This is a genomic window from Algoriphagus boritolerans DSM 17298 = JCM 18970, assembly GCF_900108085.1.
In the GTDB taxonomy this organism is placed as follows: domain Bacteria; phylum Bacteroidota; class Bacteroidia; order Cytophagales; family Cyclobacteriaceae; genus Algoriphagus; species Algoriphagus boritolerans.
On sequence record NZ_FNVR01000009.1, the window covers coordinates 1 to 23,155 of the forward strand.

A 23,155-nucleotide genomic window follows, 5' to 3' on the forward strand; every position below is an offset into this window, starting at 1 on the left:
CCCAAACGGGGACCACCAAAGGCCGTCTATCCCACTCTCTCAACCCAATTTTAATTCCTGATTTTTGTCGGGCTGGCGGAGCTATGCCTGCCCGATCTTCAGGCGGGCCTAAGCCACAAAAAAGCCCTTCCAAAACGGGGCTGAAAAGACTCAGAATGATCTAATTTTTTTGATTCGATACGGAATCTGCTGGTAGGGTTTACTTTTTAATCTTAGTGGGCACCTCGTTTACCTCCAAAAATACCGACTCAATCCCCATAAGCACTTCACCGGTTTCGTGCAACAGCGGTTTCATTGTTCGTGCTTCGCACGCAACGAAAACCTAGTTGTTATCGGCTGTTCTTCTGTCCGTCCGAAGTCGTGTCGCTTCAAATTGCATGTCAAGCTAAATTTAATTCGTGTTCACCGATTTGCAGAAACTCAACGAACAATATTTTTTTCTTTTGGTCAAAGTTTCCAATTCTCATTTCCCATCTACGTTCCATAAAGTTCAACATTTTTACACCTCGTTCCAATATTTCCTTTGCTGTCCAGTTAGGATAAGCGTTGACTTCAATTTCGCTGTGAGAACCATTAAAGTAACCTTTGAATTCGTTTGGATTATTTGTTGTCGGATGCCTTTTCTTATAGTCAAAGCACTTGTTCTGTAAATGAGCGTTTTTAGGAACTGATAATAGTAGTAAGTTCCCTAAAGAGTTTTTAAGTTTAACTCGTTGTTCGTTTGAATATGTGTCAAATGCTGTCTGCCAACACTCATCAACTGCGGTCTGTGGGAAAATGTGCTCAATAGAATTTCGCTTTACGAATGTGTCATAAGTTATTTTCTGCTCCTCATTTCCTTGTAGAGAAAGTTCATACTCATATAGAAAATAATGAATTCCGTTCCATGCGTAATAACCTTTTTTCTCTTTTACATTTTGAAAGATTTCGGAAAGGTAATTTTGAAAAAGGTTAATGTCGTATTCTTTTGTATCGCTGTCTGTTCGTGTTTCAATAAGGCGTTTCAATTCCCAAATGTCGCCTGTTTCGTAAACCCCTTTTGCTTTTGCGTAAAATAGATTTTTACCCATGTGCTGTCTGCTCTGGAAAATCTTGAAAACTAAAAACACATATCTGTCCATCGCTTTCAAAAGTTTAAGCATTGCATCTGCTGGTGGATTACTTAGAAGTGCTGCCATAATATTTGGTTCAAATGGAGCATACTTTAATCGGTTGATTTTATCAATCCACTCTTTGAGATTATTGTCCAGTGTTGAAACAGTATGAAAAGGGAAATTTATTTCAAACCATTTCTGAACGCTTTTTTGAACGCTGATTACATAGTTCTCTATTGTCGCAAGACGAACAACTCTGTCCAAAACATTTTTGGTTGTGAAATAGTCGTCAAGAAGATACTCGGAAAACAAATCTGCTGTCTTGTCCATGTAACCGAAATACATGTAGGTATGATTTTTCAAAAAGTCGTCATCGTCTAATGGCTTCTCTTTGTTCTTGCCTAAGAATGTGTAAACCGTTTTCCAGCTTTCATTTATTTGGTTACGAAGTGAGTTTATTTCCTCCTCGCTGTTGTCAAGAATTGTTGAAAGGTAAATCAGACGATTTTTTAATAATTCAAGTTTTGAAAGAGGTTTGCCTCTATTATTCATTGTTTCAAACATCACATAAACATCTAAGTCCTCATCAACTTCATAAAGGTTGAATTTGATATTGTGAGTTAGTTTAGAGAATAGCGTTTCCAGTTGGTGAGGATTGAAATCTTTGACTTTACCGTCAAAATATTTTTTGGCGAAGTCTAAATTTTTTGTATAGAGAGTTTCAGGTTCATTTAGTGTGTTTGCTGCATTCTCTTTGTAAACATTTGCTTTCAAAAATTCATAACTCGGGTCGTCTTTCTCATAACCGAAAATGAATGTCTTGCCATTAGTGTTTTCAACTTTAATGTATTTCTGTGCAACGGACTTTTTTGTCAAGCCTGAAATTGTTGCTTCACTATCTAACCTGTCAAGAATTGAAGTAATAAGAATAATTGCAGTCGTAACTCGCTGTTGTCCGTCAACAATGTAGTAGGGAACATATTTTGAGTTGTCATCAGCATTAACAAGAAACAAAGTGTCATTCCATTTGGCAATGTTGTTGGCAAGAATTTTAACTCTTTCAATTGTCAACAAACCTGTGTAGTGGATTTTGCTTTGAGAAACTTTTTCTAAGTCGTCCCAAAAATCGTCAAGCTGTCTTTCACCCCAGGAAAATCCCCGTTGAAAGTCTGGGATGCGTAAAACTCGTTTGTCAAATATTTCAGAGATTGAATAAAGTTCTGCCATGTCTTGTTTGTCTTATAGTTATTGTTGTCAAAGTTAGTTTTATGTCTGTCGGTTCAAGTTCGCACTGTCGTCATAGAATAGCCGATAACGATTGGCAGCTACCCGAAGGTGGCGATTTCGAAGCAATTCACTGTCAACCAAGTACAAACTTTGATAGAGACCCAAAGCTTGATTTAACCACTGAACCGCAACTTTTGGGTAGGTGCTGTTGGGTGCTGGCTTTCTATTTGATGTCATACTTTTTCTCACGTTGTTTAAAAGCTTCATTACCTCCTTCGAGTATTTCGCAGACGTGTTCTTTAATCCCTTGTCTCTCAAGGATAATTTCAATTTTTTCATCAGTTTCTTTTGTATTTTCCAAACTACCAGTGATGTATTGAAATTTAGTTCCATTTCTATTCTTAGTGTCAACTCCATTTTGATTAGCTACAATTACTTGCTCTGAATCAGCACCTACCACGATATTAGGATTATGCGTAACAACAATTATTTGTCTTTCTTTTTTCTTCTTTTTCAGATACTTAACCAACTCTTTGTAAATTGCTCTATTATCTAAATCGTCTTCTGGTTGGTCAATTAATATCGGACAATCTTTATCACTAAAGTCTAATAACAACATAAGAACGACAAATGCTTTTTTTCCTTCCGACATTTGGTTAAATGTGTCTTCATAAAGAATGTTGTAGGAAATTTGAAAGTAATTTGTAGCCATTAATTTTAATGCTAAGCCCAAATGTTCATTTCCTCCCTTTAATGTTATGGTGCCGCTTAAGAGTTTTTCAAAAATCTCATTAGTAAGTTTAAAATAATCTTCTACCTTATTTTCAATAGATGTATTCACTATCCTTTTACCTTCGTCACTTTGTTGATTGATACTCCAATTTAAAAGTTCTTTAAACTCATTCGATTTTAGTTTTGGGAAAGCTAATATTTCTAATTTACCTTCTGAAATTTTAAGACTTTCTTTTATTTCTTCAATTTTGATATAGAAGTTCCTATGTGCTTGTTTTATTGAGGTTTTAAAACTGTCAATTTGTAAAATAAACTCTTCTATTTCCTTTTTAATTAAGGTTATGTCAGCAAGTTTGTCTCTTTGTATTTTGAGCTTCTCTTCAACTTCTTTGTATTGGTTATTATTCTTGAAAGCTTCAATCCCCTTTATGTAATTTTGATTTTTCTCAATCTCGGTAATTACTTCGCTGTTTGCTTTTACAATTACAGAGTTTTTTAAAGAAATTTTATCGACTTCAGATTCCCATTCCTTTTGAAACTTTTCTTTGAGCTTTTCAAAAGAAGATTTAATATAGCTTCTGTTTGACTCTGAAAGTGAAACTATATCAAAGTCTATGTCTTTATTAAGGAAAAATTTTTCCTTTAATGCTTGTATTTTAGAGATTTGAGTATTATAAGTTTCATTTGTTTTTGTAAGCTCCTCTAGTTTTAATTTTAACTTGTTATATTCTTCAAGCTCTTGTTCGGTTATTTGAATTTTTAGTTTTAATTCCGAAAGCTCTTTAGTCAGTTTCTCTATTTCACTTCTAATTCCTTTTTCATCTCCCTTTTCCTTAAGTTTTAGCTTACGCTTGACTAGTTCTTCTTGTAATTGAAAAAGCTTGTTGATTTTTGTTGTTATATCAGAGTTGTTTTCGCTTGAAAAGGAATCGTAGTTTGTTATTAACTGATTTTTTACAGCATCCTGCTTAATAATTTCCTCGACTAATTTATCCAGTTCGCCATCCTTGTTTTTAGCTAATTGATACATATAGCTTTGAGGAAAATATTCGATATTTCTATCATTGTTTTCAACACCATCTTTCCAAGCGATAGAAAGACCTGAAACTATTGCGTTTACAAAATCGGTGTATTCTTGATTGCCAAATTTTACAGGTTTATCGCAATTTAACTTCTTTGCAATTGCACCAAGCAAAACGGATTTACCAGTTGACCTTCCGCCTATTATACAATTTAGGTTTTGATTTAAGTATAATGTCTGATGTGTAAAATCGCTATGAGTTATGGTTACAGAATCGATTGCTTGATAACCCGCTTTTTCTTGTGGTTTAATTTGCTCAATTGAGACTCTCTCATCAGGTTCGTAATCAATTTGTTTTATACCATTAAATGTTGGGTCTGCTTTTATCCAAGTATGGCAATGATAATTATCTATTGGCTTTTTATTTCCATTTTCTTCAAATTCATATGTATCTAAATCTTTGAATGAATGTATGTCTAGTGAGTGAAGTAGTTTTTTATTTCCAAACTCATTGAGCCAATTTTGGTTTTTCTCATTGGTTTCAATATTATTACTGAAAAAGGCTTTTACCTGTGAATACAAATGGTCTTTTAAGGGTTTGAGCTGTTGGTTTTTTTCAAGATTGCTCCATTCTTTATATCCAAGAAATAGAAAAGTTTTGTCTTTCCAGGTGGTTGAATTTACAAGCTCTAAAACTTCTTCTGTGGATGGAATTAGTGATTCAAAACCGTCTTTTAATGTTCCGCCTATTTCAGAAAAATTTTCTTTTGAGAGTTTTTTAGTTTTATGAGCTTCTAATTTCGAAATTTTTATGTTGTCGATAAATTCTTCACGAATTTTCTTTATTTCAGCCTCTAGTTTTGATTCATCTATATCGAATAGAATATGTAAGTTAATTTTTTGAAGCCTGTTTTCATTTCCGCTTCCAAAGGTGTCAATCCGAAACTCAAGAATTGGAAATATTTTTTCAAGGTTTTTCAATCTTCCTTTGGCTTTATAAGCCATTACTTTTTCATACCCATCAATGAAATAATAATCAGTTATACCAATCACTTTAACATCTTCTGGTAGGTTTTCTAAGCAGTTTATAAACTTGTCCCAATTCTCAGGAGTATTTTTATAGTCTTGACATATTGATTCAGGAGTATGGATATGTAAATCCCAAATTCTCCATTCTGAACCCCTTACAATTTTTGTCATAATTTATTTTTTACGGTGTCTTTTTAAGCTTGCACCCAACGTTTTGGCGCTTGGCGAAGAAGCGGATTTCGAAGCACTAAACTGTCAACCCAGCACAAAAGTTGATACGGTGTAGAATGTTCATTTAACCACTGAACCCGCTTTTTTGCCAAACGCCTGTTATAGCCAGTTTTTCTTTCGTTAGTCGCCATATTTTCTATACCAATTTTGTTTAATCTTCCAGTTGTCGTCAGGACGTTCAGCAACTTTTTTATCTAATCTTTTTATCTCTTCTGGGTCGTTCGTGTAAACAAAATGTGTCGAAGGCGAGTCGAAAAAATTGCGAAAAACCCAAAATGTCACTGTCGTTCCATTATTTTCTTCATTTCTTGATATTCCAATGTCGTTTCCTCCATTTGAAACTATTGGAAATTCAAAAGGTAATTCACAAACCCATCCATTCCAGCTTACATTTGGATTAAGTTCTTTGTTTTTCACTTTTTCTACGATTTCATTTCTTTTGTTTTCAAGAATGAACCAGTCTACTTTTTCTATAGCAAGATTGGTTTTATGTCGGTAAAGTGTCAAAAGAAAGAGTATCGAAAATGTCACAAGTTTTGCGATACGAAGTTTGGTTAATATTTTCCTTTCTTTAATTGTCTTTACTAATTGAATTATTGTCAGTATTAATAATGTCAAAGTCAGTCCTAGCCATATAAATGCTAAAAAGAAAAAATTCATATAGTAGTAGTTTATTAGGGTCAAAATAACCCAAACTACAATTGTCCATATAAGTCCTTTTTTTGTCACGGTGTCGGTTTTCTAAAATTGGCTATAACATCCCAATAAATCTAACTCCCCTCCCCAGTGTCGTGTATATCCGTTATGTGCGGAGTGCGTCTTCCGGCTGTTTCTGATCTCAATCTAAGCAATTCGGTGATTTTTTAAGCTTAAAAATGATAAATAGTTGATTTTTTCTCTATAAGGTTTCTCCGTCCTTGGAATTTCCTCAAGAAGGATCCATCCATCTCCTTTCTTCGAATCGAAGAATAACAGATTTGACAACTTTCACCTATTTTCTTCTCGAATACCATTTTTTTTCCCAACCAAAAAAACACCATCCAGGCCATCCAAGCCTAATTATCCGACAACAAACGACTACAATCGAATACAAACGACTAACTACCGACTACTTTTTGCGCCTCCTCCCAACTTTGGTTCATCAATTATCCTCTGGCGGAAATTGTTAATGAAATCTTTCACACTTAACATCTTAAAATCATGAACACGCTACGGAACAAAGTTCAGCTCATCGGTCACCTGGGTACCAAAGTAGAATTGAAAACCCTCGAGTCAGGCAAAGTCGTAGGCCATGTCACCCTGGCGACCAATGAAACCTACAAAAACCAAAAGGGGGAAAAAGTCACCGAAACCACCTGGCATAACCTGGTCATCTGGGGCAAGCCGGCGGAGACGCTCTCCAAGTACACAGACAAAGGTTCTGAAGTCGGGATCGAAGGCAAAATCACCAACCACTCCTACACCGACAAGAATGGCGAGAAGCGCTACATGACCGAGATCGTGGTCAGCGACTTTCTTCTAATGAGCAAGAAAGGGAAGGAGGACTAAGTATTCTCATGAAATTTGTAAATGGTAAAAGGTGAGTGGTGAATGGGTAAACATTGCTCATTCACGCCTTACCTTCCTACCCCGAATAAAGGATTTTATCTTTTCAAGAACTAACCGCTCCTCAAAGCCGCTGAATTTGAGTTTTTAAAAATCCGGGAAAATCTGTGCGCTTTGCTGTGAAAATCTGCGGGAAACCTTTATATCCAGGAAAGGAAAGAGGACTAGGTTTCTTCGGAAATTTTCTGTAAAAGGTAAGCTGTAAGCGGTGAGTGTGCAAAAAAACCACTCAACACTTACTACTTACTTTTCACGCTTCACATATAAAAACCAACTACCGAACCATCTCCTTTACAGCCGGAAAGGCTTTCGGATCGGGATATTCCATGCCCAACAGCTGAAAGATCGTGCGCGCGATCATGGCAGATTGCCATTGACCCGGAGTTTTCATTTCACCACCCGGCGGAGTATCAGGCCCAATAGCTGCAATCCAAATTTCTCCCGCGATTGGAATACTGGAACCATGACTTCTCCAAGAAGATTTGTTGGTGCCACGACCGTGGTCTGTTGTGATAATCATTGTGGTTTTATCCTTATACTGGGGATCAGACTGGATGAAATCCCAGATTTCTCTGATATGGGCATCGGTTTGTCTGGCTGACCAGAGATATTGGTCGTATTCGTTGTCGTGCGCCCAGTCGTCAGTTTCTCCATAAGCGATGTAGGTTACACGCGGTTTGTGTTTTTTCATTGTCTCCATTGCAAAGTGATGGGTAAACGGATCCAACCTCACTCCACCCCAAGGCCCGCGGATTTCTGACTGAAGTCGATTGATTGTTTTCTCCACGTCGGTCAAGTCATTTCCTTCCGCTTTGTCAAAACCGGCATTTACCGGTACACCGCTTCGCTCTTCATTGACGATGTATGGAAACACATCCCAACTTCCAAAAGCAAAGACTTTGCCTTGATATTCAGGATTTTGATTTAAGTATTCGAGAAAAGTGACATTGGGATTATTGATTTTAGCATTGGAGTTGATGCGCTCATCATCCGCAAAACCGCACAGGACTTCATTGTAGCCCGGAAAGGAAAACCACATTGAATTGGCATTATTGACCCTATTTCCATGGGCACGATTACCATAAATCTGCCCTTGTATGGCAATCGTATTCCAGAAAAAAGGAAGCAACAGTTGCCTCCGCACCATTGGGTCTTCATGCCAAAAGTCACTTAATAGCGAACCTGCGGATTTGATCATCCCTGTATCATCAATGAACAAGGAATCGGCGCCTTTGAAAAGCTCCTGCCATCTGAGTCCGTCCAAAGTGATCAGGACGACATTTTCAGTCTTATAGGTTGAATTTTGTGAGAAGGTCGGTTGGAAAGCCAACACACCCATTACCAAAAAAAAGAAACGAATTCTCTTCATATTTCCGGAGGATTTGGTTCAAAATGTGACTATCAGCGACAAATACTCTACAATTTACCGCTAATTCACAGACATCCTAATGCCCTTTTCAGCCCAGGTTTTTACTCCAATATCCGCATAAAACACCAGTTGGAAAGGTTTTGCCAAAAGAATCAAAGCAAGTTAAATCCCCCTCGAACCAAAACCACCGAGGTCTCGTCCAGTCCATCAACCGGCTGAATCTCAATCATCCCTTTACTTTTTGAGCCCGGAACTACTTTAATGCGTGCCAACTGAAAGCCCCGTTCCGTTTTTCCTTTTTGTACCAATATAAAATACTCCCCTTCCAACTCAACCAAGGCATCTTCCGGTAAAGCCCAGGACTCCTGTGGGTCAAGTTGGATTTGGGCCTGTACAAACATGCCCGGAAATAGATTTGCACCTTCTTTCTCATCCTGCAAGTCCGCATGTACAAGAATTTGACGATTTTCGTTTACTACCTGACCCACCACATGAATTTGAGCCATAATCTCTTCGGATGGGCTATCCGGAGCCGAAAAAGCCACTTTCTGGCCTACCCGGATTAGGCCGGCGTCTTTTTCAAAAAGAATCAGTTCAATATGTAAATGATCTTTGTTTATCAAGGAAACGGCCTTGCCTGAGACAGGTAAAAATTGACCCGGGACGGCAAATACTTCGGCCACAAATCCCGAAATCGGTGAAAAGACCGGGACTTTGGATCGGATAGTTTCGGGTGTCAGCTCGTCTGCATTGATGTTGATGAGGCTGAGTTGCTTTTTCAAACTTTGGCTTTTTGCCAAAGAGCCCAGGTAATCCGCCTCGGCTTTGAGGAAATTCTTCTGTGCTGAAATCTGCTCTGAGGCCAGGGTCTTTTGCCGCTCAAACTCCGACTTCAGATAGGTTAATTGGCTGCTTGTCTCCAAATAATCCTGCTGCAGGCGTATAAAATCCGGGTTTTCCAGGTAAAAGAGTGTCTGTCCTCTTCGCACCGGCTGACCTTCAATCAGCTCCAGCGCACTCACATATCCACCAAAATAGGCTGAAATCTCCTGCATGCCTTCTACCGGTACTTTCACCGTGCCCTGAACCGAGATTCCTGTCGAAAACGCTCCTTTGACAGGACTCCCCCACTCCATTTTCATGGTGTTGAACTGAATTTCGGTAAGCAAAATTTCATTTGATCCATCCGGAGCTTCAGAAACTTCAATTCCTTCTGCATCGGAATTTTTGGAATTTTCGCAGCTGGAAATTATCCCAATAATCACGGCCAGAACGCCAAACGGGTAGTATTTTGATAGAATCGCTCGCATCAGTTATTCAGGTAAATAAGTTCTAATTGGTTGAGTTGGTAATCCAGTTTGGCCTGCAAATACTGCAGGGTGATGTTTCGGGAGTTTTCGATCAGCTGGACGTATTGCAGAAAATCAATTTCGCCTTCTTTGAACGAGCGAATGGCTTGATCGCGAAGTTGTGCCGACAGGCTTTTTCCTTCAGTTTCATAATAATGGATCACCTGCTGATTTTGAGCCAGAGCATTTTGGATTTTGAAGTAGTTGGTTTCGAGCTTTTGTTTGAAAGCCTCCGATTCCAGTAGAATTTGCTCTTGATGAAACTTTCCGGCTTTTACTTTTGCAGTTTGTGAACCAAAAAACAGTGGAATTCCGATTCCGGCCTGAAATCCCGGATAGACTCTGGCACCTGGTTCCGGATTGGTACCTCGAAAGATGTCCAGATTCATATCCGGAAGCAAAGTTCGCCGGTCTACGTCCGTTTGACTTTTTGCCTGGAGATATGCAGCTTGATACAGCTGCAATCCGGGATGATGATCCAAATCAAGTGGATTGGGAAAAGTTAAATCCTCATCAGCCAAAACGAACTCCCCATCAAAATTCAATAACTGACGAAGCAGATTTTTTGAATTCTCACTATTCCTGAGCGACTCGGCTCTTTTCAGGCCGATCTCCCGCTGTTTGCTTTCCGCGGTAAGCTTTTCCAAAAGGTTGGACTCACCAGTCTCCAGCCTTCGAGTCGCTGCCCGGGTAAATTCTCCGTAGAGACTGTCCAAAAATTCATAATTCGTCACCAACTCCTCCCAAAACAAGGCAGTGACAAAAGCCTGGCTCACGTCTTTCTTGAGTTGCCTTACTCCCAACAGGAAGGAAGCGTTTTCCTGCATTTCTTGGGCCTGAAGGACGTTTTTTTGTGCAGAGTAGACCGATGGAAACGCGAAACTTTGCCTCACTCCCCAGATACGGTTGTAAATACCATTCTCGGCAATATCGTTTTTGTCAAAACCATAGTACACCTGAGTTTTATCGATATTCAAAGAAGAACGAGTCCGTTCGGTAGCAGATTGTAGGCCTTTTTGGGCCGCAAGAATCCCGATGTTTTGTTCTTCAGCCATTTCCAAGGCTTGATTAAGACTGAGTAGTTGAACTTGATTTTGTGCAAAGGCAGGAAATGACAAGCCCAGGAATAAAAGCAAAAGTGAGCCGGCAATCTTGGAAATCCTGACACCTCCTGCTTTTCTCGAATTAAATAGTACATACAAAACCGGCAAAACCACCAAAGTGAGTAAAGTCGCTGAGATCAGACCGCCAACGACTACTGTTGCCAGAGGACGCTGAACCTCCGCGCCGGCTGAACCTGAGACCGCCATTGGTAAAAATCCAAGGGCCGCTGCTGATGCAGTCAAGAGGACAGGACGAAGACGCTCTTTGGCCCCCACCATCACGAGCTCCCGAATGGAAGAAAATTTAGCTTTCATAGATTTGAAATGTTCGATCATCACGATACCATTGAGGACAGCAATACCGAAAAGAGCAATGAAACCGACTCCTGCAGAAATACTAAATGGCATATCTCTCAGCCAAAGCAGAAGAATTCCCCCAATTGCCGAAAACGGGATTGCAGTGTAAATCATAAAAGCATCTCTGCTGGATGAAAAAGCAAAATAAAGCAGGATAAAAATCAGGATCAGCGCCACCGGAACGGCGATCAACAATCTGGATCTAGCCTGCTGAAGGTTTTCAAATTGTCCCCCATAATCGACCCGGTAGCCTTCAGGAATGTCAATTTTGGAGACTATCCCCTGAATATCATCAACCACCGACTGCAAATCCCGATTTCTCACATTGACACCGATCACCACCCTGCGCTGCGTATTGTCCCGGGAGATTTTTGCGGGACCTTTAGTGTATGAGATTCTTGCCAGCTCCTTCAGCGGGACACTCCCACCGGTTGGTAGCTGGATAGCTGCATTTTCGAGGTTGAAAATATCCCTGCGGAAAGGCGCTGCAAACCGAACCACCAAGTCAAATTGCTTTTCCCCTTCGAAAACTGTCCCTGCACTCAATCCGGCAAAACCCATGGTCACCACTTGATTCAAGTCCTCGACGTTGAGCCCAAACTTGGCGATTTTGGCACGGTCGTATTCAATTTTCATTTGGGGAAGCCCATCCACTTTTTCCAGAATAATATCTGCCGCACCTTCCACTCCCTGGATCGCGGCCTCGATTTCCTCGGCAGTCTCCAGTAGCACATCCAGATCTTCCCCAAAAACCTTGATTGCCAAATCCGCACGGACCCCTGTAATCAATTCGTTAAATCTCATCTCAATCGGCTGGGTAAATTCATAATCCAGTCCCGGAATCGCTTCGAGCGCTTTCTTAAATTCCTCGGCCAGTTCATCTTTGGTATCGACAGTGGTCCACTCAGAAGGCGGATGAAGGGTCACGATCACGTCACTTTCCTCCATCGACATGGGATCAGTGGGGATTTCTGCCGCACCAATCCGGGTGACCACCTGCTTTACTTCCGGAAATTTCATCAGAATCTCCTCCATTTTAGTCACTGTTTCGACCGTATTGGAAAGAGTGGTTCCGGTCTTCAAAACCGGCTGAATCACAAAGTCCCCTTCATCCAAAGTCGGGACAAACTCAGACCCCATCGTTGAAAACAGAAAAAATGCAGCAAAAAGGATGACAGCAGCCCCTGCCAACACCAGTTTGGAGTGGTCTAAAGCCCATTTAATAGTGGGTTCGTAGATGCGATTCAAAAAATTGATCAGAAGGACTGAGATGTTTCTTGGACCGGGAGCTTCAGACTTTAAGAAAAGTGAAGAAACTACAGGCACATAAGTCAAACCCAAAATCATGGCTCCGATCAGCGCAAAGCTGAATACCTCGGCCATGGGACGGAACATTTTTCCCTCCACGCCCGAAAGCGAAAGAATCGGAATAAATACGATAATGATAATAATCTGTCCAAAAATGGCAGAATGCATCATTTTCGAAGCTCCGGAGAAAGCGATTTTATCCTTCTCAACTTGCTTTTCGCTCTGCGAAAGCCCTTCAAAAAGCGCAGTGGATCGCGTAAAACGGAAGGCGATGTATTCCACAATGATCACTGCTCCGTCAATGATGATCCCAAAGTCGATTGCTCCCAAACTCATCAGGTTGGCATCGACCCCAAAAATGTACATCATCGACAGCGCAAAAAGCAAACTCAATGGAATCACCGAAGCGACGACCAATCCGGATCTGAAATTCCCCAAAAGCAAAACCACCACAAATACAACGATGAGGCAACCCAAAATCAGGTTTTCAGCAATGGTAAATGTCGTGTTATCGATCAGTTCAGAGCGATCCAAAAAGCCGTTGATCATCACGCCTTCAGGAAGCGTATTTTCCATTTCAGCAATCCGCTCCTTTACCCGGTCGATGGTGCCCTTGCCATCTGCACCTTTGAGCATCATGACTTGACCGAGGACTTTCTCCCCTTCCCCATTGGCTGTAATCGCTCCAAATCGATTGGCATGACCGAAGCGAACCTCAGCTATATCGCGGATGAACACCGGGGAGCCGTTTCTGACGTCGACGACGATATTTCCGATGTCCTCCAAGCTTGTCACCAATCCCTCGCCACGAATGAAAAAGCTTTCATTTGTCTTTTCGATGTAGCTACCTCCAGCAACGGAGTTGTTTTTACTCAACACATCATAGACTGAAGCAAGATTGATGTTCATCCCCTTCAACTGATCCGGATTGATGGCGACTTCGTACTGCTTCAGAAATCCACCCCAAGTATTGATTTCCACTACACCTTGAATTCCAGCCAACTGTCTCCGCACCACCCAATCCTGAATCGTCCGAAGATCTGTGATGGAGTACTTGTCCTCATAGCCCGGTTTGACGTCAATGATGTATTGGTAGATCTCTCCCAATCCCGTGGAAATCGGCCCCATAAACGGAGTCCCAAATCCCTGCGGAATCCGCTCCTGAGCCATGATCAAGCGCTCGGAAATCAGCTGCCGGGGCAGATAGGTTCCCATCTCTTCCTCAAAAACGATGGTCACCACTGACAATCCGAATTTGGAAATAGAGCGAATTTCCACCACCCCGGGAAGATTGGCCATCTCCAGCTCAACGGGATAGGTCAGGTATTTCTCTACGTCTTCAGTGGCAAGATTGCGGGAGGTGGTGATGACCTGAACCTGATTGTTGGTCACATCCGGTACAGCGCCGATCGGCAGGTGTGTAAGGGCGAAAATCCCAAATCCCAGCCAAATGGCGATAAAAATGAAAACAATGAGCTTATGCCCGATACTCCACTGAATGATCCGGTCTAGCATGAAGGTGCAGAATTTTGATCCAAAGATCCATTTCCTCCCTTAGTTCAGGCTTAGGCCTTTCTTAAGATTTGCTTAAGAAATGGGTAAATCCAGTCTAAATGTGCTTCCAACCCCTTTTTCACTCGATACAGAAATCTTGATTCCGGATTCCTGGGCAAGCTTTTTTACAATAGCCAAACCTAGTCCTGTACCGGGAATCAGCTGATCCACGACGGATTTTTCCCTAAAAAATGGATCAAATATTTTGTCCAAATGCTCTCCTAAAATCCCCGCTCCCCTGTCACAAATCTCAATGAAGGGTAAAGCGTGAGTAATTCCAGTCTTTACCACTATTTCCGAATCCTGGGGTGAGTATTTCACCGCATTTTGGATCAGATTACTCAGAATCATCTGCAGGGATTTTTCATTGGCTTTGACATAGATCGGAACTCCGGATTGGGACTGAAATATTATCTTTCGATTATGCTCAACCGCAGCTTCATCGACTATTTCTTCCAGAAAAGTGATCAGTTCGAGTTCTTCTTTGACGAGATTTTTTCCTTTTTCCTCCCGTGCCAAAGCCAAAAGTTGATCGATCGTGGCAGACATTCGATCGATCGTAGCGAGGGAAGTTTTGATTTTCTCCACATATTCATCCGAAGTACGCGGTTTACGAATCAGGACTTCCAAGGTCCCACGGAGTACCGAAAGTGGCGTCCTTAACTCATGGGATGCATCCGAAGTAAATTGCTTTTCCCGATTGAGGGAAGCCTCAAGGCGCTCCAGCAGTTCATTGATCGATCGGGTGAGTTGGCCGATTTCATCATTGGGTTCCGCTTCAGGTACGCGTTCGTTGAGGTTGCTTTGGGTGATTTGATTGGTTTTTCGGATGATCTGCCGGATCGGCTCTATGCTTTTTCCAGCCAGATACCGCATCGTCAAAAACAGGGAAAGAAGAATTATCGGGTAAAGAATCAGCAAGACATTCCTCAAATTATTGAGCAATTCCCGAGAATCCTCAAAAGATTTAGCCAGCAAAAGGTATCCTTCGAGTTTTCCTCCATTGAAAAGAGGAATCTGCATCTGCCGCACTTCGCTAGCTCCAATTCTGAGTGTCCAGGCTTCCTTTTTCGCTGATTTTTCAGGTGAAAAGCTGAGGTGATTTTCGCGAAGGTTAGGAGACCGATCCATGGATTTGCCTTCCAAGTCCACGATTTCTATAAAAATCGGATTGAGCTGAATCTGGCTGTGTTCCATTTCCTGCCATTCGTCTTTATGAAGAAATCGGATTTCACCATTGATCAAAAAAATCTGTCCTTTATGCTTGTCAGTTTCCAAGCCCAACTCCCTGTCGATATTACTGATGACGGTGTAGTTGGCCACCAAATAGATAATCCCAAAAACTACCAGTATAATCAGGGAAGTGACCAGGGTCAACCTTCCGGCAATTCGCTCCTTATAGGCAAGTTTTTTCATAGTTCTTTGGCCATATAGCCCACACCCCGAATGGTCTGAATGTAATCTTCGTCCTTCTGCAGATTCAACTTTTTGCGAAGCGAGTTGATAAAGACATCGATCACTCCGGTGTTGTAATCAAAGTGGATGTCCCAGACACTTTCTATGATCCGAGTGCGACGGCAAACCTTGTTTTTATTTCGCACGAGATATTCCAGCAAGGCAAATTCTTTTTGCGTCAGTTGAATCTCCTCTCGCCCCTTTCTTACCAAATGCCGATCAGGGAAAATAGAAATCGGCCCAAGGCTCAAGTTTTCCTCTGTACTTGATTTTCCCCTGAGTTGAACCCGAATCCGAACGAGAAGCTCCTCAAAATGGAAGGGCTTTTTGATGTAATCATTGGCCCCGGATTGAAGTCCAAAAACGGTCTCGTCCACCGTATCTTTTGCTGTAAGAAAAATGATCGGAGTCTGGGGAAAATCCTTGCGAAACAGTCTGGTAAGCTCAATCCCACTGATTCCCGGAAGCATCCAATCCAACAGTAACAAGTCGTAATGGCCTGAAAGCGCAAGGTCAAGCCCGGACTTTCCGTTGTCAGTGACATCCACTGCAAAAGCTTCCTCTTCCAATCCCTGCTTGAGGAAATTTGAAATTCCGGGTTCGTCTTCTACTATCAGGATACGCATGGGATTGGAATATTAGGACAAAATTCAGAATTGAAAGTTAAAATCCAGTCAGATTTCCCTTAAGATATTCTTAATAATCAAAAAGTGAAGCCCGAGATTGATATCGAATCGGGTTAGAATTAGAGTCTGCGAAAATCAGCGGCATTTTCTGCGGAGAGCTGCGGGAAAATAGGACGATAAGCGGGTCCAGCTTTCGGAGAAGCAGGACAACTAGCCAAGTTAGCGTAAGAATAGTATATCAAATGTCTAACAGTTTCAATTTTTAGTTTCGCCATTTATCGAATTTATTGTTGGATTTTACTCCCTTCTTTAAATCTTAACCTCTTAGTCGAACTCACCACTCCCACCATGCTATCCGCAGTGCCGTAGTAAAGCAACCATTTTCCCTGAAAATAGACCAAGCCTTCTAAAAAAGTCGTCCCCTCGGGATACTGTCCCGATTTCTCAAAAGGCAATTCGGGTTGAATGAAGGGTTGGGTCACACGATCCAGAAGCTTCCAGGGTTCGGCCGCATCAAACAGCGCCTGGCCCCCTGTATACACTCGATTTCCCAGGTTTTTCACGCCTACTTGCTGAGAATTACCGGCGTTGTAAAGCACCACGATCCCATCCTCGGTAAGCAATGGCGGAGGACCTGCCTCTACCAGCCAAGAATCGAAAAATCCAGGGCGTGGACTTAAGACCGGAACACGATTTCCCTCATGGTTTTCCACTGGCACCCAATTCACCAAGTCATCCGAGGTAGCCAGCCAAATATGAGGCACGCCATAATACATCCAGTATTTACTGTTGATTTTGGCAGCCATGAGCTTGCCGTCTTTCAGTTCGGTAACGATCGCACCTGACTTGGATTCGGTATGGTGGTATTTGCCATCTTTCCAGTTTTCGAAAATCGGCCCATGCTTTTCCCAAGTTTTCAAATCCCTGGATGTGGCAACTGCCAAGCGGGGAACGTCCCGATTCCACTGCGTGTAAGTGAGCACAAAAAGCCCATCTTCCGTTTCTACGATGCGAGGGTCTTCGGTACCTCCTGTCCATTCAAATTCCTTTTGAGAATCCTCCTGAGGATAAAAAAACGGCACTTTTTCCCGCACGAATTGAAAACCATCGGAAGAAATCGCCATTCCCAAGCGAGAAGTGTGGCCTCCGATTTCTTTTTCACCCAGCTTTTCTTCAGCACGGTAGATTACATGAACTTTCCCGTTTCGGACAATTGCTGCGGGATTAAATGTAGCCATAGATTCCCAGTTGACGATTTTGCCGGACATCGGGTCTTGAAACTGGGTATCGGAAATCGGTGAAATAATCGGCTGAGCATTTTGAGGCCGTTCAAATGGACCGAGCATCCAGGATTTTTCTTGGGCAAAAGCTAGGTTGCTCAAAACCAAAAGTGCGGCTGCGAGTAAGAATTTGCTTCTATTTTGGGTCATGGCAGCAAAATACAGCTTAACCTTGGAGGTTTTCTCACCATGCCTGTTTTTTTACCACGAAGGACAAAAAGTTCCGCAAAGGAAATCTGTGAACATACGTGCCATTTGTGAGTTTTTTTACCACAGAGAAAAAGAGAGATGGCTAAGGCAGTTCTTGAATACTTAAAGTTCTGAAGGAGTATTTGCCCTGCTCAAACTTTTTTGAGAGCACGGAGAAAAGCTAAAGCTTTTATTTTTTAACCAGTAAATGAATTTAGGGAATATCTGTGCGTTTTTCCCCGGGAATCTGTAAGAAATAATCTGCGAATATCAGCGATCTTTTCTCTGCGGTCATCTGCGGGAAATATCTTGGCTTGAAGCACAAATTTTAGAAAAAAAATCTGTGAAAATCTGTGTTTTTTTCTGTGCTAATCTGTGGGCCACCAAAACACCAGAACAGAAAAGTAAAAAACCTTCAAATTTCGCTTTGTGCCCTCTGCGTCTCTGCGGTAAAACATAAAAAAAGCTCCCGGAAAATCCAGAAGCCCTTTTTGAAAAATTGAACCTTTTGTTTATGCCAATTCAGCCCTAGGAATTACTGCCCTTTTTGGCTTTGAATGCTTCTTCTTTTGATGTTTGTTCCACCAGATTAGGGTACCTGTGATCGGAAGTGAAGTGGCTACCACGCAGGCCAAAAACCAAAGGAATTTGGTAAACTGCCCGAAGATTTCTCCGGTGTGAAGTGATTTGACAGATCGTCCGATTTGCTGTCGGGTTGATAAATCAGAAAACAGTTTTGCTTCCTTTACATCAAGTGTTTCCGGGTCTAAAGCCAATTGGTCCGCTCCAGCTTTTGCAAAAAAACCAGTTCGGGATTTGCTGATCGAGATGTTATCCCCCGGCTTGGATGGAAGGGAAATTCTCAAATTACCTGCATAGTCCAATTTCGAATTACCTGCCGCTACTACCTGATCCAAGGAAAAAACCGAGAATTCGGACGGAATTACTTCTGCTGACTTTTCGACAGATTCCTTGCTTTGATTTCCACTCTGAACAGGTGCCTGATAAATGTCCCAGGTTTTTTGCCAGCCTTCTTTATACCACTGATAGGACCAAAATGGACCCGTCACAGCCATGATCAACAGGAAAATAAGAGAATAGAATGCGAGTGTATTGTGAAGGTCATGATTGACCCGCTTCCAATTGCCGGACCATTTGATTTTCAGGCCTTGCTTCCAGTTTTTAACTTTCTGAGGAAACCAGATGAATATCCCGGTAATTACACCGAGCAAAAAAAGTAAAGTCGCCACACCATTGATAAATCTACCCAACTCCATATTGGTCTTGGATTCGAGGATCGGTTTCTCGATCTTATCCAAAAGCAACCAACGGTGAAGCGAAAAGACGTAACCCATAAATTCTTCAGTTCCTGTTTTCTCAATGTTATTTGCGAGAATTTCCCCTGAATACGGGTTAACAAAATAAGTAACAGGCCGCTCTGCACCTTCAGTTTTGACTCCAAACTGAACACTTCGATCCTCCGATTGGAAGACATTGACGCTGACAATTTCACCTTTTAGGGCTGCTTCTACCTCTGCCTTCAATTCATCCAAAGACATCTTTTCTCCGAAAACCTCCACAAAATAGCGCTCAGAATCAGCTGTTTCACGAATTTCGGTATTGTATACGTAGATCGTCCCACTCAGACAAACCACGATCACAATCAGGCCACAGGTCAGCCCCGCATAGAGGTGAATGTCATTCAAAAATTTCCGGATAGGTTTCCACATACGGCAGCTTGTTTTTAACTGGAACAAATCTAAACAAGAGTTTTAACTATTTAGAATTGATCTAAGAAAAATATTTTCTGATTATACGCATTCTGCCTGTAAGTAAGCTGTTTGATTTAGAAGTTGCGGCTAATCGTCCAAAGAAGACAGCCGACAGTCCGATAGCTATCGGACAACAGCTCGTTCTAATGGACTTCATTCAAAATTAACCTGTGACTTTGTTTCGATTAGAAGCAGGGAAACCTTCGTATTGATGGTCTGAATAATAAAAGCTAGAGGCATGCTGATCCCATGGATTTTCTCAAGGTGATTTTGAGTCCTTTTGGTATCTTTCAAAATCAAATCACTTCTAATGAAAATCCAAAAACTTCTCCTTGTAACCCTGGCTTCTTTTTTCTTTGCCTGCGAGCAAAAAGACACCACCCCTGACCCGAGATTGGACCAACCGGCGGATTTCAAAAAACTACTGGATGCACATGGTGACTGGAGCAAGTGGATTGAGGCCAAAGCCTTTTCCTTTGCGATGATACACGAGACAAATCTTGCCTGGGAAAATCACTACATCAACCTGAGCGACCGCAAAGTCAGAATCGATGCAGATACCTGGCAGATCGGTAATGACGGAGAAAAGGTCTGGATCAGTCCCAACAGACAGGCATTTCAGGGGAATTCAGTTCGATTCTATCACAACCTTTACTTCTATTTTTTCTCGATCCCCTACATCTTCACAGATCCTGGAGTCAAGGTCCAAAAAACAGAAAACAAGCTGGTAAATGGGATTTCTCACGAAGCGTATGAGGTGAGTTTCGAGGCAAATATAGGCGATAGTCCAAATGACCGATACTACATGCTCGTCGATCCTGAAACCGGAAAATTGGCATGGGTACTCTATTCGGTGACATTTTTTGACAAAAGCAATACAAAAATGAATGCGCTCAAATATGAAGACTACCGTGATGCTGGAGGATTGATATTTCCAAGAATCATGACAGGCTATCAGTTTGAAAATGACTCTACGCGCAGGATCAGCTATCAAGTGAGCTTCTCGGATGTTTTTCTCGTGAATGAAGCTATGGATGATGACTTGTTTGCTATGCCTGAGAAAAATGCTGTTGCAGCAAACTAGTCAATGGACAATGCTCAATGAACAATTTTCAATGTTCAATTCTCAATTTGCAAGGGTTATTCCAATAACTAAAAATTCAACATTTTACACTTCATTGATCATTGTCCCGATAGTCCAGATAACTATCGGGATCGGGATGAAATGAACCTTGATCATTGAATTTGAACCTTGATCATTTACTTTCCTTTATTGAGCAATTTCATATCCACAAAGGTTTTGAGATCGGAATGAGCCTGACCTCCATAGCTCCCCTGCACAGGCAAAGTCCGTGTAGGATCGGGATGACAAGCCAACGGAATGTAACGATGATCTGTGAGTAAGCCCAGGCTTGGATCTAAACCAATCCAACCCGCCCCGGGAAGAAAAACCTCTAGCCAGGCGTGGAGTTCATGGCCTTCGTCCAGATCCGGATTGAAAGCATATCCGCTCACAAAACGGGCCGCCAGCCCCAATTCACGCAGCATTTCCATTTGCATCAGGGAAATATCCCGGCAGGAGCCACTTTTTTTCGAAAACGTGAAATCAGCCTCCCATATATTTTGCTCCTGACGGATTTCATGCTTCCAATTTTGGTAGATCTCTTGGGTCAAATTCACTAAAAAATCCACAAGACCCCTGGATTTTTTCTTTACCTCAAAAAGGAAGTCGGTAAAATAATTTTCTGATTTATCAGATAAGAAAGGAATCAAAAAAGCAGTTCGCTCCTCGTAGCTGAATTGAAAGGAAGTGTGCTTCCATCCCAACTCTTCGAAACTTTGATCTATGATAAAACCAAAGGGATTGAAGGAATGTAACTTAAAAATCCATTCATTGGTGATGTCCAAAGAAACAGTTGGAATTGAAAACCAGGCTAGTTTGTACCAATTCCCAGCTAGATCCTGTCGGTAATTCTGTCCATCCGGATCAGGAAGAATGGAAAATTTTTGATGCTCTATCCTGAAATAAGGTCGATGCTGAGGGATCAGATAAATCTTGTGCATCCCCAGAACAACTTCTGAGCTGTAATCATATCTTGATTGGTGGGAAACTTGTATTAGCATAACTTAACCTTCCTGAGAAACAAAATCAAAATCCTCAAAAGCACTGCTTAGAACCTCAGAAGGAAGTTCGGCGATAGCATTTTTAAGGCGATTATTCCAAAAAGCCGAGACGTGCTCGAGCTCCTTTTGTTCAAATCGCTTCTCTTTGATGTGATATTCATCATTTTTCAATACCACCGTATCGATGGGAAAATCGACATCGTTTGCCGAAATTCGGGTAGCGTCAAAAGCCAAAAAGGCACATTTAAGCGCGTAATCCAGAGAGTCCTCAAAATACAGCGAGCGTCTCAGTATTGGATTCCCAAAGCCGGTATTGCCAATTATGACAAACGGGGTTCCTTTTCGAATTTCAATCCAGTTGCCCTGAGGGTAAAGCAAGTAGAGTTTGGGGTCTGAATCATCCTCCAGCTGGCCCCCAATAATTGAAAAGAGATTGAAACTAAATCCAGCTTCCTCCAAGTAGGATTTATCCTCTTTGGCTACGATTTTGACTTGATTTCCAAATTCATTTACGGCTTGGTAGAGTTTGGAAAAGGAATCATCCTGGTGGTCGATTACCTCTGAAAAATAAGTGATGGCTTTATCTCTGACTGATCTCAGGCCTGAGGTCATAATAAAGAAAGAGTGCTTTCGCTTATTTACGGTGAAAACTTTTTTGGAGGTAGTGGTCTCACTACCGGAGGTAATTCGGGTATCAGATAGTCCGACGATGCCAGTTTTGGTTTTTATTCCCAGACAGAAAGTCATGATTGTGATTGAGATTGAGTGACAGTATTTTCCTTGATCCGGAAATAAGTGATGTCTATAAGGTCAGAAATATGGTTGATTTTTAGTTGAGTTTTATCTAAATATTCATGAAGTCCTTCAGAAATTATATCATCTACATCGGAATATTCCATCCGGGAGCGCATTTCACCCATGGCCTTCTCCACAGAATTTTTAAACCCATCCGTAGGGGTACCGGAAATACAGTGGAGACAGCGTTCGGCTTCTTTGATACAATAATAGATAGACCGAGGGAAATACTTATTCAATACCATAAATTCTACCACTCCGGATGGATCGATATTCCCATAGAGTCTCCGGTAGGTATTGAATCCCGTCACGGACTTCAGCAGAGCCATCCAATGAAGAAAGTCCATGGGTGAACCGACTTCGTAGACCGAGGGAAGCAGAATATGATATTTCACATCCAGAATCCTGGACGTCTTATCCGCCCGCTCCAACAGCTGTCCAAGCTGCCGAAAGTACCATCCTTCCGTCCGTGCCACAGTAGAATCAGCCAACCCATAAAGCAACAAAATCTGATTCTTAACCTGCTCGTAAAACTGCCTCGGGTCTTCCCTTTTCCAGACTTTTTTCTCCAATCCCGTCTGCATCATATAGTACAGCTCATTTACTTTTTCCCAGGTTTCCTTGCTCAGATTTTCACGGATAATCCGTGCATTTTCCCGTGAATTTTTCACTGCATTCAGCATGGAATTAGGGTTGTCAGTATCGAATGTCAGGAAGAACATGACTTGATGCCGCTCGAATCCGGTGTATTTTTTCCGATACAATTCCAGGTCTCCGGTAGCTGCGACCAAAGGTCCCCATTGTTCTTTGAGATCCATGGGAAGATCCTGCATCAGATTGAAATTCACATCGATAAATCTCGCGTAATTCTCGGCTCTTTCCAGATATCGTCCCAACCAATAAATATGACTTGCTACTCTACTCAGCATAGTTTA

Annotated in this window: 16 protein-coding genes; 2 read left to right on the forward strand and 14 right to left on the reverse strand. The window is 41.7% G+C overall.

Annotated features, from left to right (window positions below; genetic code table 11):
• Positions 1–380: 380 nt before the first annotated feature.
• From C4S61_RS09870 to C4S61_RS09885, 4 genes are all read right to left on the reverse strand, one after another.
• Positions 381–2,321, reverse strand: a complete 1,941-nt coding sequence (locus tag C4S61_RS09870; RefSeq protein WP_103924640.1) for a GmrSD restriction endonuclease domain-containing protein — start codon at positions 2,319–2,321, stop codon at positions 381–383.
• 39 nt (positions 2,322–2,360) lie between these two features.
• The gene (locus C4S61_RS09875) at positions 2,361–2,558 is read right to left on the reverse strand and encodes a hypothetical protein (RefSeq protein ID WP_103924641.1); all 198 of its coding nucleotides are present in this window, start codon (positions 2,556–2,558) and stop codon (positions 2,361–2,363) included.
• Positions 2,545–5,274 (reverse strand): TrlF family AAA-like ATPase, encoded by a 2,730-nt coding sequence (locus C4S61_RS09880; protein ID WP_103924642.1) that lies wholly within the window; start codon positions 5,272–5,274, stop codon positions 2,545–2,547. The genes C4S61_RS09875 and C4S61_RS09880 overlap by 14 nt, the downstream gene beginning before the upstream one ends.
• Before the next feature lie 180 nt (positions 5,275–5,454).
• Positions 5,455–5,994 (reverse strand): hypothetical protein, encoded by a 540-nt coding sequence (locus C4S61_RS09885; protein WP_103924643.1) that lies wholly within the window; start codon positions 5,992–5,994, stop codon positions 5,455–5,457.
• Positions 5,995–6,534: 540 nt separating this feature from the next.
• On the opposite strand from C4S61_RS09885, the gene C4S61_RS09895 reads away from it, so the two are divergent.
• Positions 6,535–6,882 carry a single-stranded DNA-binding protein gene (locus C4S61_RS09895; protein WP_103924645.1) on the forward strand — a complete coding sequence of 116 codons (348 nt, stop codon included), beginning with the start codon at positions 6,535–6,537 and terminating at the stop codon, positions 6,880–6,882.
• A 331-nt stretch (positions 6,883–7,213) separates the two neighbouring features.
• Here the strand turns inward: C4S61_RS09895 and C4S61_RS09900 are convergent, their stop codons facing one another.
• The 7 genes from C4S61_RS09900 to C4S61_RS09930 all read right to left on the reverse strand — a co-directional run bounded on the left by C4S61_RS09900 (position 7,214) and on the right by C4S61_RS09930 (position 19,259).
• Positions 7,214–8,308 carry an alkaline phosphatase family protein gene (locus C4S61_RS09900; protein WP_103924646.1) on the reverse strand — a complete coding sequence of 365 codons (1,095 nt, stop codon included), beginning with the start codon at positions 8,306–8,308 and terminating at the stop codon, positions 7,214–7,216.
• Between the two features lie 152 nt (positions 8,309–8,460).
• Positions 8,461–9,618 (reverse strand): efflux RND transporter periplasmic adaptor subunit, encoded by a 1,158-nt coding sequence (locus C4S61_RS09905; RefSeq protein ID WP_103924647.1) that lies wholly within the window; start codon positions 9,616–9,618, stop codon positions 8,461–8,463.
• Positions 9,618–13,940, reverse strand: a complete 4,323-nt coding sequence (locus tag C4S61_RS09910) for a CusA/CzcA family heavy metal efflux RND transporter (protein WP_103924648.1) — start codon at positions 13,938–13,940, stop codon at positions 9,618–9,620. Before C4S61_RS09910 ends, C4S61_RS09905 begins: the two co-directional genes overlap by 1 nt.
• Before the next feature lie 72 nt (positions 13,941–14,012).
• Positions 14,013–15,395 (reverse strand): sensor histidine kinase, encoded by a 1,383-nt coding sequence (locus C4S61_RS09915; protein WP_103924649.1) that lies wholly within the window; start codon positions 15,393–15,395, stop codon positions 14,013–14,015.
• A complete protein-coding gene (locus C4S61_RS09920; RefSeq protein ID WP_103924650.1) occupies positions 15,392–16,060 on the reverse strand; it encodes a response regulator transcription factor in 669 nt (222 codons plus the stop codon). The genes C4S61_RS09915 and C4S61_RS09920 overlap by 4 nt, the downstream gene beginning before the upstream one ends.
• A gap of 284 nt (positions 16,061–16,344) precedes the next feature.
• Positions 16,345–17,490 carry a glycoside hydrolase family 130 protein gene (locus C4S61_RS09925; protein ID WP_103924651.1) on the reverse strand — a complete coding sequence of 382 codons (1,146 nt, stop codon included), beginning with the start codon at positions 17,488–17,490 and terminating at the stop codon, positions 16,345–16,347.
• Between the two features lie 551 nt (positions 17,491–18,041).
• Complete coding sequence (locus C4S61_RS09930; RefSeq protein WP_103924652.1) at positions 18,042–19,259, reverse strand: PepSY-associated TM helix domain-containing protein; 1,218 nt, start codon at positions 19,257–19,259, stop codon at positions 18,042–18,044.
• 352 nt (positions 19,260–19,611) lie between these two features.
• On the opposite strand from C4S61_RS09930, the gene C4S61_RS09935 reads away from it, so the two are divergent.
• Positions 19,612–20,385, forward strand: a complete 774-nt coding sequence (locus C4S61_RS09935; protein ID WP_103924653.1) for a DUF6503 family protein — start codon at positions 19,612–19,614, stop codon at positions 20,383–20,385.
• Positions 20,386–20,561: 176 nt separating this feature from the next.
• On the opposite strand, the gene C4S61_RS09940 is transcribed toward C4S61_RS09935, so the two are convergent.
• From C4S61_RS09940 to C4S61_RS09950, 3 genes are read right to left on the reverse strand one after another with little or no spacing between them, the layout of a single operon-like run.
• Positions 20,562–21,425, reverse strand: coding sequence for a transglutaminase family protein (locus C4S61_RS09940; protein ID WP_103924654.1), 864 nt, complete (start codon positions 21,423–21,425; stop codon positions 20,562–20,564).
• 3 nt (positions 21,426–21,428) lie between these two features.
• Entirely contained in the window at positions 21,429–22,172 is a 744-nt protein-coding gene (locus C4S61_RS09945) for a peptidase (protein WP_103924655.1), read from the reverse strand.
• Positions 22,169–23,149: an alpha-E domain-containing protein gene (locus tag C4S61_RS09950; RefSeq protein WP_103924656.1), complete on the reverse strand. Its 981-nt coding sequence runs from the start codon at positions 23,147–23,149 to the stop codon at positions 22,169–22,171. The genes C4S61_RS09945 and C4S61_RS09950 overlap by 4 nt, the downstream gene beginning before the upstream one ends.
• Between the last annotated feature and the right edge of the window lie 6 nt (positions 23,150–23,155).

Excerpts from the sequence above, each read along its gene's own strand:
- C4S61_RS09945 (WP_103924655.1), bottom strand. The coding sequence starts at position 22,172 with ATGACTTTCTGTCTGGGAATAAAAACCAAAACTGGCATCGTCGGACTA.
- C4S61_RS09915 (WP_103924649.1), bottom strand. The coding sequence starts at position 15,395 with ATGAAAAAACTTGCCTATAAGGAGCGAATTGCCGGAAGGTTGACCCTG.
- C4S61_RS09895 (WP_103924645.1), top strand. The coding sequence starts at position 6,535 with ATGAACACGCTACGGAACAAAGTTCAGCTCATCGGTCACCTGGGTACC.
- C4S61_RS09905 (WP_103924647.1), bottom strand. The coding sequence starts at position 9,618 with ATGCGAGCGATTCTATCAAAATACTACCCGTTTGGCGTTCTGGCCGTG.
- C4S61_RS09910 (WP_103924648.1), bottom strand. The coding sequence starts at position 13,940 with ATGCTAGACCGGATCATTCAGTGGAGTATCGGGCATAAGCTCATTGTT.
- C4S61_RS09935 (WP_103924653.1), top strand. The coding sequence starts at position 19,612 with ATGAAAATCCAAAAACTTCTCCTTGTAACCCTGGCTTCTTTTTTCTTT.
- C4S61_RS09930 (WP_103924652.1), bottom strand. The coding sequence starts at position 19,259 with ATGTGGAAACCTATCCGGAAATTTTTGAATGACATTCACCTCTATGCG.
- C4S61_RS09885 (WP_103924643.1), bottom strand. The coding sequence starts at position 5,994 with ATGAATTTTTTCTTTTTAGCATTTATATGGCTAGGACTGACTTTGACA.
- C4S61_RS09950 (WP_103924656.1), bottom strand. The coding sequence starts at position 23,149 with ATGCTGAGTAGAGTAGCAAGTCATATTTATTGGTTGGGACGATATCTG.
- C4S61_RS09940 (WP_103924654.1), bottom strand. The coding sequence starts at position 21,425 with ATGCTAATACAAGTTTCCCACCAATCAAGATATGATTACAGCTCAGAA.
- C4S61_RS09925 (WP_103924651.1), bottom strand. The coding sequence starts at position 17,490 with ATGACCCAAAATAGAAGCAAATTCTTACTCGCAGCCGCACTTTTGGTT.
- C4S61_RS09880 (WP_103924642.1), bottom strand. The coding sequence starts at position 5,274 with ATGACAAAAATTGTAAGGGGTTCAGAATGGAGAATTTGGGATTTACAT.
- C4S61_RS09875 (WP_103924641.1), bottom strand. The coding sequence starts at position 2,558 with ATGACATCAAATAGAAAGCCAGCACCCAACAGCACCTACCCAAAAGTT.
- C4S61_RS09900 (WP_103924646.1), bottom strand. The coding sequence starts at position 8,308 with ATGAAGAGAATTCGTTTCTTTTTTTTGGTAATGGGTGTGTTGGCTTTC.
- C4S61_RS09870 (WP_103924640.1), bottom strand. The coding sequence starts at position 2,321 with ATGGCAGAACTTTATTCAATCTCTGAAATATTTGACAAACGAGTTTTA.
- C4S61_RS09920 (WP_103924650.1), bottom strand. The coding sequence starts at position 16,060 with ATGCGTATCCTGATAGTAGAAGACGAACCCGGAATTTCAAATTTCCTC.